The sequence below is a fragment of the Pedobacter kyungheensis genome (genome assembly GCF_000812965.1).
Classification (GTDB): domain Bacteria; phylum Bacteroidota; class Bacteroidia; order Sphingobacteriales; family Sphingobacteriaceae; genus Pedobacter; species Pedobacter kyungheensis.
Genome location: NZ_JSYN01000040.1, coordinates 20,183 through 38,159 on the forward strand (window position 1 = coordinate 20,183; position 17,977 = coordinate 38,159).

The 17,977-nt window shown below is 39.4% G+C and carries 17 protein-coding genes; 10 read left to right on the forward strand and 7 right to left on the reverse strand.

What is annotated here, in order from left to right; all coding sequences use genetic code 11:
- Positions 1-83 precede the first annotated feature (83 nt).
- Complete coding sequence (locus tag OC25_RS24650; RefSeq protein WP_039482394.1) at positions 84-1,760, reverse strand: helix-hairpin-helix domain-containing protein; 1,677 nt, start codon at positions 1,758-1,760, stop codon at positions 84-86.
- Positions 1,761-1,851: 91 nt separating this feature from the next.
- Here OC25_RS24650 and OC25_RS24655 point away from each other — a divergent pair, with 91 nt between their 5' ends.
- On the forward strand, positions 1,852-2,481 hold the full coding sequence (locus tag OC25_RS24655) for a hypothetical protein (RefSeq protein ID WP_039482397.1): 630 nt from the start codon (positions 1,852-1,854) through the stop codon (positions 2,479-2,481).
- Positions 2,482-2,516: 35 nt separating this feature from the next.
- Here OC25_RS24655 and OC25_RS24660 read toward each other — a convergent pair whose 3' ends face one another.
- Positions 2,517-3,707, reverse strand: a complete 1,191-nt coding sequence (locus tag OC25_RS24660; protein ID WP_039482400.1) for a serine hydrolase domain-containing protein — start codon at positions 3,705-3,707, stop codon at positions 2,517-2,519.
- A gap of 357 nt (positions 3,708-4,064) precedes the next feature.
- Positions 4,065-5,831 carry a signal peptide peptidase SppA gene (gene sppA, locus OC25_RS24665; protein ID WP_039482402.1) on the reverse strand — a complete coding sequence of 589 codons (1,767 nt, stop codon included), beginning with the start codon at positions 5,829-5,831 and terminating at the stop codon, positions 4,065-4,067.
- Positions 5,832-5,871: 40 nt separating this feature from the next.
- Between sppA and folK the strand changes: the two genes are divergently transcribed.
- Together folK and OC25_RS24675 are read left to right on the forward strand one after the other, a co-directional pair.
- The gene (gene folK, locus OC25_RS24670; protein WP_052266437.1) at positions 5,872-6,378 is read left to right on the forward strand and encodes a 2-amino-4-hydroxy-6-hydroxymethyldihydropteridine diphosphokinase; all 507 of its coding nucleotides are present in this window, start codon (positions 5,872-5,874) and stop codon (positions 6,376-6,378) included.
- A 17-nt stretch (positions 6,379-6,395) separates the two neighbouring features.
- Entirely contained in the window at positions 6,396-6,770 is a 375-nt protein-coding gene (locus OC25_RS24675; protein ID WP_039482405.1) for an Hpt domain-containing protein, read from the forward strand.
- Here OC25_RS24675 and pssA read toward each other — a convergent pair.
- Both pssA and rho read right to left on the reverse strand, forming a co-directional pair.
- Positions 6,767-7,462, reverse strand: coding sequence for a CDP-diacylglycerol--serine O-phosphatidyltransferase (gene pssA, locus OC25_RS24680; RefSeq protein WP_039482409.1), 696 nt, complete (start codon positions 7,460-7,462; stop codon positions 6,767-6,769). The genes OC25_RS24675 and pssA overlap by 4 nt on opposite strands.
- Before the next feature lie 66 nt (positions 7,463-7,528).
- The gene (gene rho, locus OC25_RS24685) at positions 7,529-9,253 is read right to left on the reverse strand and encodes a transcription termination factor Rho (RefSeq protein ID WP_039482412.1); all 1,725 of its coding nucleotides are present in this window, start codon (positions 9,251-9,253) and stop codon (positions 7,529-7,531) included.
- 425 nt (positions 9,254-9,678) lie between these two features.
- Here rho and pyrF point away from each other — a divergent pair, with 425 nt between their 5' ends.
- The 5 genes from pyrF (at position 9,679) to OC25_RS24710 (ending at position 12,920) form a co-directional block, all read left to right on the forward strand.
- A complete protein-coding gene (gene pyrF, locus OC25_RS24690) occupies positions 9,679-10,509 on the forward strand; it encodes an orotidine-5'-phosphate decarboxylase (protein ID WP_039482414.1) in 831 nt (276 codons plus the stop codon).
- A gap of 111 nt (positions 10,510-10,620) precedes the next feature.
- Positions 10,621-10,875, forward strand: a complete 255-nt coding sequence (locus tag OC25_RS24695) for a hypothetical protein (protein WP_039482419.1) — start codon at positions 10,621-10,623, stop codon at positions 10,873-10,875.
- 168 nt (positions 10,876-11,043) lie between these two features.
- Positions 11,044-12,327, forward strand: a complete 1,284-nt coding sequence (locus tag OC25_RS24700; protein WP_039482423.1) for a DUF2851 family protein — start codon at positions 11,044-11,046, stop codon at positions 12,325-12,327.
- Positions 12,328-12,355: 28 nt separating this feature from the next.
- Positions 12,356-12,571: a hypothetical protein gene (locus OC25_RS24705; RefSeq protein ID WP_039482425.1), complete on the forward strand. Its 216-nt coding sequence runs from the start codon at positions 12,356-12,358 to the stop codon at positions 12,569-12,571.
- Between the two features lie 130 nt (positions 12,572-12,701).
- Positions 12,702-12,920, forward strand: coding sequence for a PspC family transcriptional regulator (locus tag OC25_RS24710; protein WP_039482430.1), 219 nt, complete (start codon positions 12,702-12,704; stop codon positions 12,918-12,920).
- A 166-nt stretch (positions 12,921-13,086) separates the two neighbouring features.
- On the opposite strand, the gene OC25_RS24715 is transcribed toward OC25_RS24710, so the two are convergent.
- Positions 13,087-13,743 carry an ankyrin repeat domain-containing protein gene (locus OC25_RS24715; protein ID WP_039482434.1) on the reverse strand — a complete coding sequence of 219 codons (657 nt, stop codon included), beginning with the start codon at positions 13,741-13,743 and terminating at the stop codon, positions 13,087-13,089.
- 518 nt (positions 13,744-14,261) lie between these two features.
- On the opposite strand from OC25_RS24715, the gene OC25_RS24720 reads away from it, so the two are divergent.
- Positions 14,262-16,859, forward strand: coding sequence for an FtsK/SpoIIIE family DNA translocase (locus tag OC25_RS24720; RefSeq protein ID WP_039482436.1), 2,598 nt, complete (start codon positions 14,262-14,264; stop codon positions 16,857-16,859).
- 65 nt (positions 16,860-16,924) lie between these two features.
- Entirely contained in the window at positions 16,925-17,575 is a 651-nt protein-coding gene (lolA1, locus tag OC25_RS24725) for an outer membrane lipoprotein periplasmic chaperone LolA1 (RefSeq protein WP_039482439.1), read from the forward strand.
- Positions 17,576-17,723: 148 nt separating this feature from the next.
- Here the strand turns inward: lolA1 and OC25_RS28260 are convergent.
- Positions 17,724-17,977: hypothetical protein (locus tag OC25_RS28260; protein WP_209435632.1), on the reverse strand; the 254-nt coding region annotated here is incomplete at its 5' end.

The following is a 17,977-nucleotide window of genomic DNA, read 5'->3' on the forward strand; positions in this document are numbered from 1 at the left end:
TTTTTTCCTTAAGGATCGATTGAACAGATTTATTTCTTAAAATTTAAAATAACATCATTTAGGCGCTGTTTTTTCGCTAACCGCTAACCCTTCTTACTTTCAAAATACGCTGTGATCTCCTCTAAATTAAACGCATTTAAACACTTGTCAGCACTTAACCCTCCTTTACGGGCTACCAGGATACCGTAATGCATATCATGAAAACCTTCGGTACGGTGTGCATCGGGGTTTACCGACAATAAAACGCCTTTTTCTAGTGCATAACGGTGCCAGCGCCAGTCTAAATCTAAACGTAGCGGGTTGGCGTTGATTTCGATTACCACTTTGTTGGCTGCACAGGCATCGATAATTTTTTTGTAATCAATCGGATAGCCGGCCCTGCTCAGTAACAAACGGCCGGTAGGGTGACCTAAAATAGTGGTGTAAGGGTTTTCAATAGCTTTTAACAAACGGGCAGTCGCTTTTGCTTCATCCATGCGTAAATTGCTGTGTACAGAGGCCACAACAAAATCAAAAGTTTTAAGGATATCATCCGAATAATCTAAAGAACCATCGCCCAGGATATCGCTCTCAATACCTTTAAAAATTTTAAATGGTGCCAGTTTTTTATTCAGTTCGTCAATTTCCTGGTGTTGTGCAAAAACACGCTGCTCATTTAAACCTTTGGCGTAAACTGCAGTTTTAGAGTGATCGCAAATACCCAGGTATTGCAGGTTCAGGTTGTCTTTACAATAAAGAGCCATTTGCTCCAGTGTATGCACACCATCACTCCAGGTAGAGTGGTTATGCAAACTACCTTTTAAATCTTCGTAGCGGATTAAGGTTGGAAGCTGATTGGTTTTGGCCAGCTCAATTTCATCGAAATCTTCGCGAAGCTCAGGTAAAATAAAGGATAAACCCGCCTTACTGTAAATTTCTTCCTCGTTGGCGAATGGTCCTTCGCCGGCCAAGGCTAAAACCTTAGCCACATGTTCTGCATTGCCGGTTAATTTAAACCATTGCAAATAGAAAACGGCTTTTTCAACAACATGTATTTTTATCCTGAAACCAGCTTCAGTCGTGCAGATAAAAGCATTTTCGGTTTCTATAAGTGTAAGTGGTTCAAAAGCGGGTAGGTTAAGCTTAACGGCTTCAGTGTGATCTGCACCTATTACAATTTCGAGTTCATCAATAATTTCGCAAGCACGGCGATACTGGCCGGCAAAGCCTAAAAGCGAGTCTTTATCTGTTTTGCCCAACCATTCTGATAGTTGGGTAAATAAGGTTTGCGCAAAACCTTCAACCTGGGCATATAAAAAGCGCCCGTTGGCAGCCAGTTTAAACTCAATGGCATTTTTAATTTCTTCCTGGGTTTTTAAACCGAAACCTTTGGCTTCGATGAGGCGGTTCTCGTTACAGGCGTAATATAATTCGCCGATGGTTTCGATACCGAGGTCGCGCCAAATGATGAGGATTTTTTTCGGGCCAATGCCTTTAATCCCCAGCATTTCTACTACGCCCTCTGGCGTTTGCTGTACAATTTCGTTTAACTCCTGCAGCTCGCCGGTTTCAAGTAGTTCGATAATTTTGGAAGCCAGTCCTTTGCCAATCCCATCAATTTTATCAATTTCTGCAATGGGCTTATCTTTTAGTGCAAAAGGCAGTTTATCTACCTTAAAATAAGCATTGGCAATCGATTTTATTTTAAAAGGATTCTCTTCATGCAATTCCATTAACTGAGATAAGAGGCGTAAAGTACGGGCGATGGTTTTATTTTCCATAAGCTGTAAAATTAGAAAATAAAGCCTCAAATTACGATCAAGCGCTGCTAATTTTATAAACACAATTTAGCCCGGGCATTGTTTAATAGAAATGAAATCGATAAAGTTTATCCTTTTAGGCCTAAGTATAAGTGTAGTAGCCTGCCAGTCGGCCAACCGCAGGCAGGCCGAACAAAACGACTCGTTAACCCAGGTTTCAACTGTTGGCGGGCAAACCACAGATCAGCGATTTTTAGTTGTAGCCGGGCGTTCGGTTGGCGAAATTGCTATCGGAGCCGATATGGAGCAGGTGGGGCAAAAACTGGGTAAGGCCGATGCCGTCGATGCAGCCATGGGTAAAGCCTGGGGCATTTGGTATGGGAATGATTCTACCGGAGGACAAAAAAACGAAATCGCGGTTTATTCGGCTTACCGCGATACCAGTATGCGTGTAAAGGAGGTTAAACAAATCAGGGTTACTTCTGATAAATTTAAAACCGCCGATGGTTTTAGGCTTGGTAATACGTTAAGTGCCTTGCAATCGAAATTTCCGGACCTGAAGCAGGTTACAAGCTATTTGAATGCACAAAAAGATACGGTGTTGGTTTACGATTCGAAAAAAAACGGAATCAGTTTCGAATTTTTAAAAGGGAAAAGTGTGGCCTTAACGGTTCATGCAGAGAACATTCCTGTTAATGGAACTTATCTTACGTTGCATCCGGAGTGGAAGATGATTGAGTAGCATGTGTGACGACCGCAATTTTTTATCATTCAAAGCTAGTGCCTGGCATTATAAGGGATATATCCCTGCCATTTCCATGGAATACAGGTTTCACCAATAAGTTTTTCAATAAGCTCCTGGAATATATTTTCTCCATTTTCACTATTGGTCATGATGATGATGGAAATTCCTTGATCAATAAAATTGATGTTATAATTCCTCCATGAATCACCATTACCTTCTTTGAAAAAAGCTTTTCCGTATTTTTTACATTCAATCAGGCCCCAACCTAAACCATAGGCTAACTTAATATCTCTGTTCTCATCTGTAATTTCGAAAGTGATAGGAGGGAATTGTGTTTTTGAGTAGATATTAACCTGCGGACTGATCATTTCATTAAACAAATTTCTTTTCAATCCCTTTCGCTGAATGATTTGTTCTATAAATTTAGCGTAATCGGCTATCGTGGTTACTAGTGATCCGCCAGCAACACCAACAGTTCTTTTTCTCTTGATATCGATTGCTCCGTTATTAAAATGACCAACAGCTACATTATCATCACCAAAGGAATCATGCCAAATATAGCCTGTACGGTTCATGCCTAAGGGCTTAAAAATTTTTTCGACGGATAATTCATCAAGCGTTTTACCGGTAATTTCTTCTTCAACCAGTTGCAAGAGTTTAAATCCTTCTCCGGAATAGGCATATTTGGAGCCTGGCGGAAAATAAATTTTAAGTTGTGCGGTTGTATCAAGTTCAGAGGTAATGGGATTGAAAATGCGTACATTGGGTAATCCAGTTGTGTGATTGAGACACATTCTTGCAGTAATTAACTTCCACCTATCGTCATTTTCTAGGACAGAAAAATACGGGTAATAGCCAATAGATTTACTAAGGTATTGATATAGGGGTTTATCAAGGTCCAATATATTTTCCTGAACCAGTTTCATGGTGAGGTAACTAAAAACGGCCTTGCTGAATGATGCGGCATAAACAATGGTAGCAGTATCCAGCAGTTTATTTGCGGGTTTGTTCCGATAACCATAAGATTTAATAAAGCTGGTTTTGCTGTTATTCAGGATAGCGATATCTAGCCCCTGAACGTTAGCTGCCCTCATAACCTTCGTAATTATGCTGTCAGCATCCTTGATGGAGATTTTGCTTTTATCGAGTTTGGTAATCTCTGGTTTTTGGGCAGATGCGAAATTGCACAAACATATAAGATATAGTAGAATTTTCTTTTTCATCACAATACTTTGCTAGTAAAAATCTAATAGCATCGTGTTGGGATCTGTCACGAATGCGGATAAATGGGATAGTAACTTAAAATTACTAAAAAAAATCTCTTCGCAAAAATTGAACAGTTTTTATTTGAAATCTGTAAAATGATAAAGAAAAATGTATTTAGGGATTAATCGGTATTTGAATTTGCAATTGCTGTTGGATGTTTTTATGTTCATCTTGTTTGCAATGCTGATATGGGAGAGTTCGATATGACTCATCGGTTAGGAGTAGTCAATTAACTGTAACCAACATATATTGGGCTATACTTTGGTACATCGATTTAAACCTCGCAGGTTTTAAAAACCTGCGAGGTCTGGGTTTTACTTAATAACAGCTTCAAACGGCATCCTGGCCTGGATACCCGAGCTGGCTAATACTTTTTTCATTTGCTGGTAAAGGAAATAATTTTCGCCAAGTTCCTGTTTGGTGTAATAGGTTTTAACCTTATCGGTACTTTCGTCCATTAACGATTTCCATGGATCGATCACCTCAGGATATTCTACAACTTTATAATCTTTAAGCTTTGCTTTTTTGGCTGCAGCTTTAACCGCGTCGTTAAAACTACCAATTCTATCAGCCAGACCAATTTGAACAGCATCTGTTCCGATCCAAACGTGGCCGCCACCAATACTATCAATATAAGCTTTACTTTTCTTACGACCATCGGCTACGCGACTCACAAAACCACTGTAAATCCGGTTTAGTTCATTCTGGATAATAAAACGTTCTCCTGCAGTCATGGGGCGGTTAGTGGCCATAATATCGGCGTATTTACCGGTTTTAACACCGTCGAAAGTAATTCCCAGTTTGTTGGTCATCAGGTTTTGAAAGTTCGGGATAATGCCAAACACACCAATTGAGCCCGTAATGGTATTGGGTTGCACAAAAATGCTATCGGCAGCACAGCCAATGTAATAACCACCTGATGCAGCCACATCGCCAAAGGATGCAATTACCGGTTTTTCTTTTTTGGTCAGCACAATCTCTCTCCAAATCACATCAGAAGCCAATGCGCTACCGCCTGGTGAGTTTACGCGGATTACAACGGCTTTAATGTCGTCATCCTGGCGCGCTTTTCTAATCGCTCTCGAAATACGCTCTGAACCAATCTGGTTATCGTTACCCTCGCCGCCGTTAATTTCGCCATTGGCATAAATTATTGCCACTTTATCTTTACCTGTACCGGTCGAGGTATTGTTTTTGGCATAATCGTTAATGCTAACCGTGCGGATATTTTCGCCACGCGTACGTCCAGATAGGCCTTTTAATTCTTCTAAAATCTGGTCTTTGTATTTTAACGCATCAACCATTTTGAAATTAACAGCATCCTCAGGTTTTTGTATCCTGTAATTATCGGCAATGCTGTTCAGGCTATCTTTTACAATATTTCTGCTTTGGGCAATATCGGTTAAGAAAGTGTTGTATAAGCCACCCACATAAGCAGTAACCTGTTTGCGGTTATAATCGCTCATTTTATCTAAAATGAACGGTTCTACAGCGCTTTTGTAATTTCCAACACGGATAACCTGCATTTCTACCCCCACTTTTTCTAAAGTTCCTTTAAAAAAGGTAAGTTCAGAGCTAAAACCTTTAAATTCTAAAGCACCTTCGGGATTTAAGTATACCTTATCGGCAACTGATGCCAAATAGTAAGCTCCCTGGGTATACACCTCGCTGTAGGCAATAATTTTTTTGTGCGATTTTTTAAAATCGATCAACGCATTTCTTACCTCGCGCAGGGTAGCAAAACCAGCATTCGGACTGCTTACATTCAGGTAAATACATTTAATGTTATCGTCGGTTTTGGCTCTTTGTACCGATTTAAGGAAATCGTTTAAACCAATACCATCTTTTTCTTCGCTACCTACAATGGGCAAACTGCCAAATGGGTTTTTAGGGGTACGTTCGGTAATGGCCTGATCTAAATTTAAGAACAGTACCGAATTGTTGGATACAATAACGGTTTTATCATTATCGATTGATGAAATTACGCCCACAATAATAACGAAGCAGACAATAAAGATAATTATCATCGATAAGAAAAAGCCCAACATAGAGGCAAATAAATACTTAAAGAATTCTCTCATTTAAATGTTTTAGTTTTGTGCTGTAAAGATATAAAAATACATGATGCTTAATAAGGCTTTAGAGTGCAGTACGGCTTATTTGTTACTGGGTGGAAATTTAGGAGACAGGGAAGCCAATTTGGAACAAGCCATTGCGCTTTTAAGTGCGCAGGTAGGTGAGGTGATTTTGGTTTCGGCCTTGTACGAAACAGCCGCCTGGGGTAAAACAGATCAACCGTCTTTCCTAAATCAGGCTGTAGCGCTCAAAACCAATTTAACTGCTTTAGAGGTTTTAACAAGGGCTTTGGCCATTGAGCAGGAGCTGGGTCGTGTAAGAAAAGATAAATGGGGTGAGCGCTTAATTGATATCGACCTGATTCTTTTTGGCGATGAAATTATCGATATTCCCGATAAATTGCAGGTGCCGCACCCGCACATGCAAAACCGGAGGTTTGTGATGGAGCCATTAGCCGAAATTGCGCCAGATGTGGTTCATCCGGTACTGGGGCAAAGCATGTTAAGCATTAGCCAAAGCCTTAACGATCCATTACCCGTTAAAAGATTATAATTCATAAAGCTAAGCCGATGCAAAAACGTGTTTTAGATTTTTCGTATGTGATTAATATGGTAGGCGATGATGCTGAAGGATTAATCGAGGTGTTTGAAACTTTTTTAAAGCAAATGCCCATTTATTTCGAAGAATTGGATCAAGCCTTAAACCAGCTGGATTGGGATAAAGTGGCTCGTTACGCGCATAAAATTAAGCCCATTTTTGCTTATGTGGGTTGTCCTGATGTCAGGGATTTGGTGCAGGAAATAGAGCAAAAAGCACAAAACAGAATTGAATTAGCCAGTATACCCGCCGATATTCAAACCCTAAAAGCGGAAAGTGCCGAAATTAATAAATTGATTGAGGCCGAAAAAGACAGATTGGAAGCAAAAAGGAGCGAAGCTGATTAATTATTTTCCGGCATCGGTTTATCTTTAAAATACAATAGCGACAGCGCAATGTAAAGTACCAGTACAAAGGGAATTGCGGCAAATTTTAAGAAAGCAATTAACAAGGCCGATAATATTAAAAAGATAAACTTGATTTTATTTTTAGCCCAGCTCAAATCGCTGAATTTTAAAGAGAATATCCTGATTTCGCTTACCAGCAGCAAACTGGTAATGGCTGTAATGGCAATCAGCAATATGCTTGAATAAATTACCTGCGGATAATCTACTGCGATATAGGGTAAAGAGCAGATAAACAGCGTATTCATCGGCGTGTTTAAGCCAATAAAATCTTCCGTTTGGCGTGCATCATTGTTAAATTTAGCCAATCTTAGTGCCGAAAAAACAGTAATAATGAAGCCCAGGTAAGGCAGGTATTCAGAAGGGTAATCGCTTAGTTTTAAGAGCTGAAACATAACCACCCCCGGTAAAAAGCCAAAACTCACCATGTCGGCTAAAGAATCGAGGTCTTTGCCAATGGCCGATTTCACATTCAGCAACCGGGCCACCATACCATCAAAGAAATCGAAAATACCTGAAAATACCACAAAGTAAGCTGCGGTTTGTAAATCGCCTTTAAACGCAAAAACGATTCCGATACAACCCGAAAAAAGGTTTGCACAGGTAATCGCATTAGGGATGTTTTTTTTTAGCATGGCGGTAAGCGCTAAGCGTTTGGAGATTGAAACGCGTAACGCCAAACTCCAAACGCTGAACTTTATTTAGCTATTCATCGAAATTAAGAATTCTTCGTTGCTTTTCGTGCCTTTAATTTGCGATTGAACAAATTCCATCGCTTCCTGGCTGTTCATATCGGCAAGGTGGTTGCGTAAAATCCAAACACGTTGCAGGGTATCCCTGTCGTGTAATAAATCGTCGCGACGTGTGCTCGATGCAGTAATATCAATTGCAGGGAAAATACGTTTGTTCGATAGTTTACGGTCTAACTGAAGCTCCATGTTACCCGTACCTTTAAATTCTTCGAAGATTACCTCGTCCATTTTAGAACCGGTATCGGTTAAAGCAGTAGCCAAAATCGTTAACGAACCACCGTTTTCGATGTTACGTGCTGCACCGAAGAAACGTTTTGGTTTGTGTAAAGCATTGGCATCAACACCACCCGATAAAATTTTACCAGATGCAGGGGCAGTAGTGTTATAAGCACGTGCTAAACGTGTAATCGAATCTAAAAGGATTACCACATCGTGACCACTTTCTACCAAACGTTTCGATTTTTCCAATACAATATTGGCAATTTTAACGTGACGCTCTGCCGGCTCATCAAAAGTAGAAGCAATTACTTCTGCTCTTACACTGCGGGCCATATCGGTAACCTCTTCCGGACGCTCATCAATTAAAAGGATAATTAAATAAACTTCTGGGTGGTTTTTGGCAATTGCATTGGCAACCTCTTTTAATAAATTGGTTTTACCTGTTTTAGGTTGCGCAACAATTAAACCACGCTGACCTTTACCAATTGGTGTAAATAAATCCATAATACGGGTAGAGTAGTTGTTCGTATCCGTAAACAGGTTTAATCTTTCAGTCGGGAAAAGCGGTGTTAAGTAATCAAAAGGAACACGGTCGCGTACATCTGCAGGAACTCTGCCATTAATGGTTTCTACGCGTACCAATGGAAAATATTTTTCGCCTTCTTTTGGCGGGCGGATGCTACCTTTTACGGTATCGCCTGTTTTTAAGCCAAAAAGTTTTATTTGCGATTGTGATACATAAATATCATCAGGAGAAGTAAGGTAATTGTAATCTGCCGAGCGTAAGAAACCGTAACCATCAGGCATAATTTCCAATACACCTTCGTTTGTAATTACGTTATCGAAATCTAAGTTAGAATAACTGTTTTCGTTTTTGTGGTGGTTACCTCCGCCCGGTTGTTTTTGCTGACGGTTTTCATCACGTTGAGGTTTTTCCTGTTTCTCCTGCTTTTCTTTCTGCTCGTGCTTTGCCTTTGGTGCAACCGGAAGTACTTCTGCACTTTCTTCAATTAAAGCCGAAATTGGTTTTACACTTTCTTCTGCTTCAAAAACACGGTCGGGCTGGCGTTCTGGTTGCGGCTCGTCGAAAAGTGTTACTGATTCTCTTTTTCTAGCCACCGGAGTTGCTGCGGTTTCTTCTTTAGGTAACCTCGCTCTCTTTTTTACCGGTTTTTCTGGTGTAACAGCAGCTGCTTCTGCTACTGCAGCGGCAATTTTTGGTGTTTTTTCTGCTTTTGCAGCTTTAGCTTTTGGTGCAGGTGCTGCTGCTACCGGTTCGCTATCGGCATAAGGGTCGCCGGCTGATTTAGCAGCATTTATAATTTCTTGCTGGTGTAAAAGTACTTCAACAAGGTCTATTTTTCTAAGGGAGTCGGCACCTTCAATGCCATAGGTTTTTGCCAGCTCACGTAATTCTGTTGTGAGCTTATCATTTAATTCTGTTTTGCTGAACATTCTAAATATATATGTTTCAAGAAATTTTTCATTTGCTTATAACGCACATATGCGGTTATAAAATCTGTGCAGGCCTAAAAATATTTCTGTTAAGGTAAGCCAAACTATTTCATTGTATATAAATTCTTGTGGCTATAAAACCGAATTGAGCCTGTTTTTAGAAAATACTCAAATTGTTTTATATTGTTTATAAGCTGAATAAAAAGCAAATGTTGCTTTTAAAAAATGGTAACAAAAAATAAATCTTGATAAATTTTTCTGGGATATTCAGATAAACGGTTGAGAAATTATGATGCAATTGTATGTATTTGAAACGTAATCTGCAAACAAAAGTTTAAAATGTTTATAAAAATAATTTGCAAAGGCCTGATTTTGTTATTCAGAAAGCTTAAAAATCTTCATATTTGCAGCAAATAAGCCCATATATGACCAAGCAACAACTTTTCGAGCAAATTCAAAAAAAACGTTCATTTTTATGTGTCGGATTAGATTCAGCGATGGATAAGATCCCAAAACACCTCTTGAAATATGAAAATCCGATTTTAGAATTCAATAAACAGATTATTGATGCAACCCGGGATTTATGTGTGGCTTACAAACCCAATACTGCTTTTTACGAATGTTACGGTAAAAAAGGCTGGGAAACTTTAATCGAAACCTGGAAATATATTCCAAAAGATACTTTTTCGATTGCTGATGCCAAACGTGGCGATATTGGAAACACCTCGGCCATGTACGCCGAAACTTTTTTTAATGCAGCATCGTCTGAAATGAGTTTCGATTCGGTTACCGTTGCACCTTATATGGGAAGTGATTCGGTAACTCCCTTTTTAACTTTCGAAAACAAATGGGTTATTCTTTTAGCGTTGACTTCAAACACCGGCCATGCCGATTTTCAGTTGCAGGAAATTGGAGAAGACAAACTTTTCGAAAAAGTGCTTAAAGCTTCGCAGCAATGGGCTACTGATGAACAAATGATGTACGTAGTTGGTGCAACCCGTGGTGCAGCCTTTGGCGATGTACGTAAACTGGCACCCAATCATTTCCTATTGGTACCAGGTGTTGGTGCACAAGGAGGCGATTTAAATGAAGTTTGCAAATATGGCCTGAATGCACAGTGTGGTTTATTGATTAACTCCTCTCGAGGAATTATTTATGCCAGCCAGGGTGAAGATTTTGCCGAAAGAGCCAGAGAAGAAGCGTTGAAACTGCAAAAGGAAATGGAGCAGATTTTGATTAAGGCAGGATTGGTATAAAAGGAATTTAATGTAGGTTGTCACGTTGAGCTTGTCGAAACGCCGGGCATACCTAATATTGACCGCTTTTTTGCCAAAAAAATCTTATATTTAATTGTTTAGACCTGGCTTATGACTAACCCTTTTGGTAATATAGATTTTAAACTGTTGCTTGAATATGTTAAAAACCTATCGGTTGCTCAAAAAAAAGAACTGCTGCAAGTTTTAAACCAAAGCGAACTCCATTTGGTTAATGAGGAAGAGGTAGCTTATGTAAAAACACCATCAACCGATATATCTTTTGATGAGCAGTGGGATGAAAGTTTATCCGTTTCTGAATTTAAAGCAGAAGCCATTAAACACATTAATTCATTACCTTGGAAGTAATTGTACGCTTTCATCCCTCAGTTTTAAATTACCTTAACCTGGTACTTTATATTCGAAAAAAGCGGGAATCGCTATTTGATTACCTATGTTTTTAATAATTACGCTAAAGAAGCTCAAAATTTAAACTTATAAGTTAGTTATCACCAAATAAATTCATTATCTTCCATAATGAATTTTCCGGAAGATTTTCTTCATTATGTGTGGCAGTTCAGGTCGTTTGATTACAGCGAGCTGCAAACCTCTGCTGGCGAAAATCTGGAAATCATCCATCCCGGATTGCTCAACCGAAATGCAGGCCCGGATTTTAGCCATGCCAAAATTAAAATAGGAGATACCCTGTGGGCCGGAAATGTCGAAATTCACCTCAAATCGTCTGATTGGTTAAAACATAACCACCAAAACGATCAGAGCTACGAAAATGTGATCCTTCATGTGGTTTATGAGCACGATGCCGAGATTAAACGCATAGATGGTACGCTATTACCTGTTTTGGAACTCAAAAACCGGATTGCCGCTTCGCTCATCAGCAAGTATGAAAATCTCTTTTTAACCTTAACCGATTTCCCCTGTGTCGCGCAGATTGGGCAGGTAGACCGGCTAATTGTCGATTCTTTTTTATCGAGAACCCTCGTAGCGCGTTTCGAAGAGAAAACACTGGCTGTTAATGAAACTTTGAGCGAAATGAAAGGAGATTGGGACGAAACCTTTTACCGTTTTATGGCGCGCAATTTTGGCTTTAAGGTAAATGCTTTACCTTTTGAGCTGCTGGCCAAGGCTGTTCCGCAAAATATTTATGCCAAACACAAAGATAATCCATTACAGATTGAGGCTTTGGTTTTTGGAGCTGCCGGATTTTTAAAAGATAAGTTTACCGAAACTTACCCGCAAAAGTTGAAAACCGAGTTTGAGTTTTTGCAAAAGAAATACCGCATCAAGCCACTAGAAGCATCGATCTGGAAATTTATGCGCATGCGCCCCCAGAATTTTCCAACCATCAGGCTGGCACAATTTGCAGCACTAATTTTAAAATCCAATCACCTTTTTTCTAAAATTATCGAAATCAAAAAAGTAGCCGATTTACATACTTTATTTGATGTCTTGCCAGTAAACGATTACTGGAAATCGCATTATCATTTTAAAAAAGAAGCTGTAGGTGTAAAAACACAGATCGGCAAAACATCTGTCGATAATATTTTGTTAAATACCGTAGCCTTGTTTTTGTTTGCCTATGGCAAATACACCGATACCCAATTTTACCAAAGCAGAGCCATAAAATTATTAGAAAGCCTGCCCGCCGAAGATAACGCCATAACCGGAAAATTTTTAGCTGCAGGGGTTCAAATTGAAAATGCATTTGCCTCGCAGGGTATTTTACAACTTAAAAAACAATATTGCGATCAGAAAAAATGTTTAACTTGTGGTATTGGTATTAAGATTTTAAAACAGGCTTAAAAATGTTTGTCCTAACCATTTGATTATTATGGAATTTCCGCACGAATTAAAAGAACTTTATCCCGATCAGATTATCGAAGTTAGGGGCAATGCCGATGCCTTAACTGTTATTTTGGATAAGAATGTCGATCTTCATCAATTTAAAGCCGAGCTGGTTAAAAAATTTTCCGGACTGGAAGAACAGCAGATTCTTTTCATCAAACACGAAGATAAACAAGATTTTGAAAAGCTGGTTTTGGAATAATTCAGCCGATAACTTGTACTTTACCAATTATTATTTCTAAATTAGAATAAGAAAACCAATGTAAATGCGTTGGTTAATTGTTATTTTATTGGTTGATAAAGTGATTAAAGCGTGTTAAAATAAGCTTAAAATGTTCCAAAGAATTATTACCTATTTTGAGCAGCAGAGTTTTGGTGTTTCTACATATCTGGCTAATAAGCTACACATGAGTACAGCAAAAGTCCGCCTGTTTTTTATTTATTCTTCTTTTTTGGCTGTAGGTTTTCCCATACTTTTTTATTTCCTGGCCGCGGTGGTTTTAGATATCAGAAGCTACATGAAGCGGATGAGGCTAAGGGTTTGGGAGTAATTTTCAGTTAGCAGTTCTCAATTCACAGTTGGCAGTGTTCAGTTAACAGTTTGCAATTCACAGTTTGCAATTAGCAGTACTCAGTTGGCGGTATTCAGTTTGCAGTTAGCGATTCACAGTTGCGGTTTTTATGATAAATAACTGATAACTGAAAATTGTAACTGACCTAATCATCGTCTCTTAAAATTTCAGCAATTTCGTTAAATCCTTTCTCGGCAGCTAAATCGGCAGGTAATTTACCGCCTTCCATCCTTAATGATACTTCTGCACCGTGCTCCAGCAATAGAATAATCAATTCAATATTGCCCAATTGTGCTGCACTGTGCAATGGTGCCAAGCCTGCTTTTTGGCAAACGTTAGGGTAAGCCCCGGCATCTAAAAGCATTTTGGTAATGTTGAAATTATTGGCGGCAACGGCCGAGTGGATCGGGAAAACGTTAAATCCGTTTTTCGAGGCTAAATTTACATCTGCACCTTTTAACACTAAAAACCGGGCTAAATCTTCGTGCCCGAAATAACAGGCCAGGCCCAGGGGCGTAAAGCCATCGTCAGAGAAATCGTTAATGCTTTCCGGCTTCTGAAATATCAATAAGGTAGCGGCATCGAATTTACCTACTGCGCAAGCTTCGAAAAGCGTAAGATCATCAACAAATTCTGCAATTAAATCGGCAATATCCTGTTTTTTGTAGTAGCAGGCCAATAATAATGGCGAAATATGGTGCGATGTATCGGTAACGGCCAATCTGGGGTTTTGTACCAAAATTTCCTTTACCGCATTTAAGTTGCCGGCTTCAATTTGTTCTTCTAGCTGCGCTATACCCATAATGTTGTATAAAAATCGACTTAAATTAACAAAAATTAAAGAATTGTAAACTTTAATGCCTAAATATATATAGTGTAGGGCAAATTAGCAAAAATCAAAAACTGCAAGCTCTTTAATAGGGCTAATGGGTAAAAAATACATGCTATAATAAATATGGGGCTATCCTTGTATCGATAAAATATTCTATCATTTTCAATATCCGTCATTGCCAGCTTGACTGGCAATCTTAACGTAATGCACAGGACCCTGTTTTTCAAAATAATATCAACTAACCTATTGGCCTATGCTATTATAAAAAATCCCGTCTCACCTCTCCAGGTCAAACGGGATAAAACCTAAAACAAAATCCGTTTCATTTATGATAAAACGTAACAACTTGCGTGTTGTTAAAATAATAGACGCTATTTTGTGTTTAAGGTTTAATGCCCCAACGAATATTTTTATTTAATTTAATGGGGAATAGAAAACTCGTATCAGTTATTTTATATTTGTTGATCAATAATTATTTAGGATAGAAAATGTCGGCAAGGGGTAACCAGTTTAAAACCAATACATTCAGAGATAAAGGTGCTGAAAATGCATCGGGCAGAGGGACATCAAACCGCCAGCCAAAAGAAAAAAGGGAGTTTCTGCCCCAATTCGATCTATCGGATGGACGCGCAATAAAGATTTTGGGTCTGTTTTTTGTAATCCTTTCCCTCTATTTTTTGATTGCATTTACTTCTTATTTATTTACCTGGCAAGATGACCAGAGTTATGTAATTGATGCAAATGGCGGTTGGGGAAACTTGTTTAAAACCAGCGAAGAACTGAAAAATGCAGGTGTAACTACCCCGGTTGTACAAAACTGGCTGGGTAAATTTGGTGCCTTACTCTCGCATCAGTTTATTTACGAGTGGTTTGGTATTGCCTCCTTCTTATTTGTACTTGCCTTTTTTATTATCGGCTACCGCTTATTGTTTAAAGTTAAAATTCTTTCTATCTCTAAAACATTAGGCTATAGCTTTTTCTTTTTGTTATTTATTTCGCTAACCTTAGGTTTTGCACATAGTTTCTGGTCAGAGTCGCCGCATTATCTCGAAGGTGAATTTGGTTTCTGGACCAACAAATTACTGGCTGCACAAATTGGCGCAGCAGGGGTTGCCGGTTTAATTGCCTTTGCTGGCTTAACCATTTTAATTATTGCCTATAACATCGATTTTAAATTCCCTGAACGTAAAGAAAAAGAAGTTTATCTCGATTCGGAAGTGCCCGATTTTGTAAACGAGGTGAGAACACAGCACGCAGGTCGCGAAAACCTTTACGAAGAACCTTCAGCGCCAATTGAATTTCCGGTGCGCGATAAGTCGGTTAGCAATGAGCGCAAGCCACAAAACGTAACTTTACAGCCCAGCCGTTTCGAAGAACAAGAACCTGAAGAAGAAGTAACTCCGCCAGTAGTTTTATCGCCTTTGGCTACCAATTTGCCTTTGGCCAGTGCAGCAGCTGCGGCTATGCCTTTGGTAGTTGAGCCAACAGTAGAGGAAGAAAAAGAACCTGCTTTTAGCATTGAGAAAACCGAAGAAGAGGTTAAATCGGACGATCTGGTAGAACAGTTTGGTAATTATGACGAAAAACTCGATTTATCGGGCTACAAATATCCAACGGTTGATTTACTGGAAAACTATGGCACCAATAAAATTTCGGTAAATGCCGAAGAGCTGGAAGCCAATAAAAATAAAATTGTAGAAACCCTTAACCATTACAATATCGAAATCGATAAGATTAAGGCTACAATTGGTCCGACCGTTACACTTTACGAAATTATCCCGGCTCCTGGGGTAAGGATTTCAAAAATCAAAAACCTCGAAGACGATATCGCCCTTTCACTGGCAGCATTGGGTATCCGTATTATTGCGCCAATGCCGGGTAAAGGTACCATTGGTATTGAAGTACCTAACCAACACCCCGAAATGGTGCCGATGCGTAGCATCTTAAATACCGAGAAATGGGTGCAAAATACCATGGATTTACCAATTGCTTTGGGTAAAACCATCAGTAACGAAGTATTTATTGCCGATTTGGCTAAAATGCCGCACTTACTGGTAGCAGGGGCAACCGGACAAGGTAAATCGGTAGGTATTAACTCTATTTTGGTTTCGCTCTTGTTTAAGAAACACCCGGCACAGTTAAAGTTCGTACTGGTCGATCCGAAAAAGGTAGAGTTAACCCTTTTTAACCGTATAGAAAGGCACTTTTTGGCGAAGCTTCCGGGCGAGGCCGACGCCATTATTACCGATACCAAAAAGGTGGTAAATACTTTGAACTCACTATGTATTGAGATGGATCAGCGTTACGATTTGTTGAAAGATGCACAGGTAAGGAATTTAAAAGAATATAACGATAAGTTTATCAAGCGTAAACTGAACCCCAATAACGGTCATAGGTTTTTACCATTTATTGTTTTGGTGGTTGATGAGTTTGCCGATTTAATGATGACGGCTGGTAAAGAGGTAGAGGCACCGATTGCGCGTTTGGCTCAGCTTGCCCGTGCCATTGGTATTCACCTGGTACTGGCTACGCAGCGTCCGTCGGTAAATATTATTACGGGTACCATTAAGGCCAACTTCCCGGCCAGGCTGGCGTTCAGGGTACTGTCAAAAATCGATTCGCGTACCATTTTAGATAGTGGTGGTGCCGATCAGCTGATTGGTCGCGGGGATATGCTTTTATCAACCGGTAGCGACTTAATCAGGCTACAGTGTGCTTTCGTTGATACACCTGAGGTAGACCGTATTTCAGAATATATTGGTAACCAGCGTGGCTATTCTGATGCTTATCAGCTGCCAGAATATATTGATGAAGCAGGAGAGGGAAGCAAGGCAGATTTTGATCCGAACGAGCGCGATAAGTTCTTTGAAGATGCTGCGAGGCTGATTGTGATGCATCAGCAGGGCTCAACCTCATTAATTCAGCGTAAACTGAAATTAGGTTACAACCGTGCCGGCCGTATTATCGATCAATTGGAGGCTGCAGGAATTGTTGGCCCGTTTGAAGGAAGTAAGGCCCGCGAAGTTTTATACCCTGACGAATATTCTTTGGAACAATTCTTGAACAGTATGGATGATAAAGATTAGATAGATTAAACCAATACCAAAAAATCTACTCTAACGTTTCAAAGAAGATAATTAAAAAAGAAAAGATGAAGAAATTAATATCAGCATTTATGGTAGTGGCCGCTTTCGCCACATCAACCTATGCTCAAACTGATGCGAAAGCTAAAGCAATTTTAGCTGAGGTAAGTAAGAAATACAAATCGTACAATGTAGTTAAAACAGATTTTACTTTCACTTTGGATAACCCGAAAGCTAAAGTAAAAGAAACCCAGCAAGGTACCTTATATGTTAAAGCCAACTCTAACAAGTATAAAGTGGCGATGACCAACCAGGAGTTATTTAGCGATGGCAAAAGCCAGTGGACTTACCTGAAAAAAGATAAAGAAGTACAGGTAAGCAATGTAGATAACAGCGGCGATGCAATTAATCCGGCTAAAATTTTTACCGTTTACGAAAAAGGCTTTAAGTATGTGTATACTGGTGAGGAAAAAGCAGGTGCTAAAACTTACCAGATGATTGATTTAACGCCTGTTGATGCTAAAAAAGCAATTTTTAAAGTGCGTTTAAGTATCGATAAAGCCGCTAAACAAATTGCCAATGTGGTATTGTTTGATAAAAACGGAAACAAATATACTTATAACGTAAAAACTTTTTCGCCAAACGTAAATGTACCTGAAACTACTTTTGCTTTCGATGCCAAAAAATATCCTGGTGTTGAAGTAGTAGATTTAAGATAATTGTTATTTCCGCAAATGCGGGATGAAACCTGGAAGGTTCAGCTGGAAACAGCTGAACCTTTTTTGTTGTTTTATATCCCAGTTCGTCATGCTGATCCGATAGCTATCGGATGGGAATCGTAATGCATTTACTATTTTTTCCTTTGCACTATCTTGCCTCGGCTAGCCGCCGAAGGGCTTTTACTTTTTCCTTGATGAAAAAGTAACAAAAAATCAAGGCTTGGATCTTTTCTTGTAAAAACCTACGAAAACCTGAATGGCGGCAGTTTCTATGCGCTTGCCCGCGCTTAGCCCAGTACACGCGCTTGGTCCTGCCTTGAGCAGTGGGGGTATGAAAGGCAGTGCAAAGTTTTTCGTGCTTTTTCCTGCGAAAATCTCCTATGCCGGAGGGCAGGGTGCAGA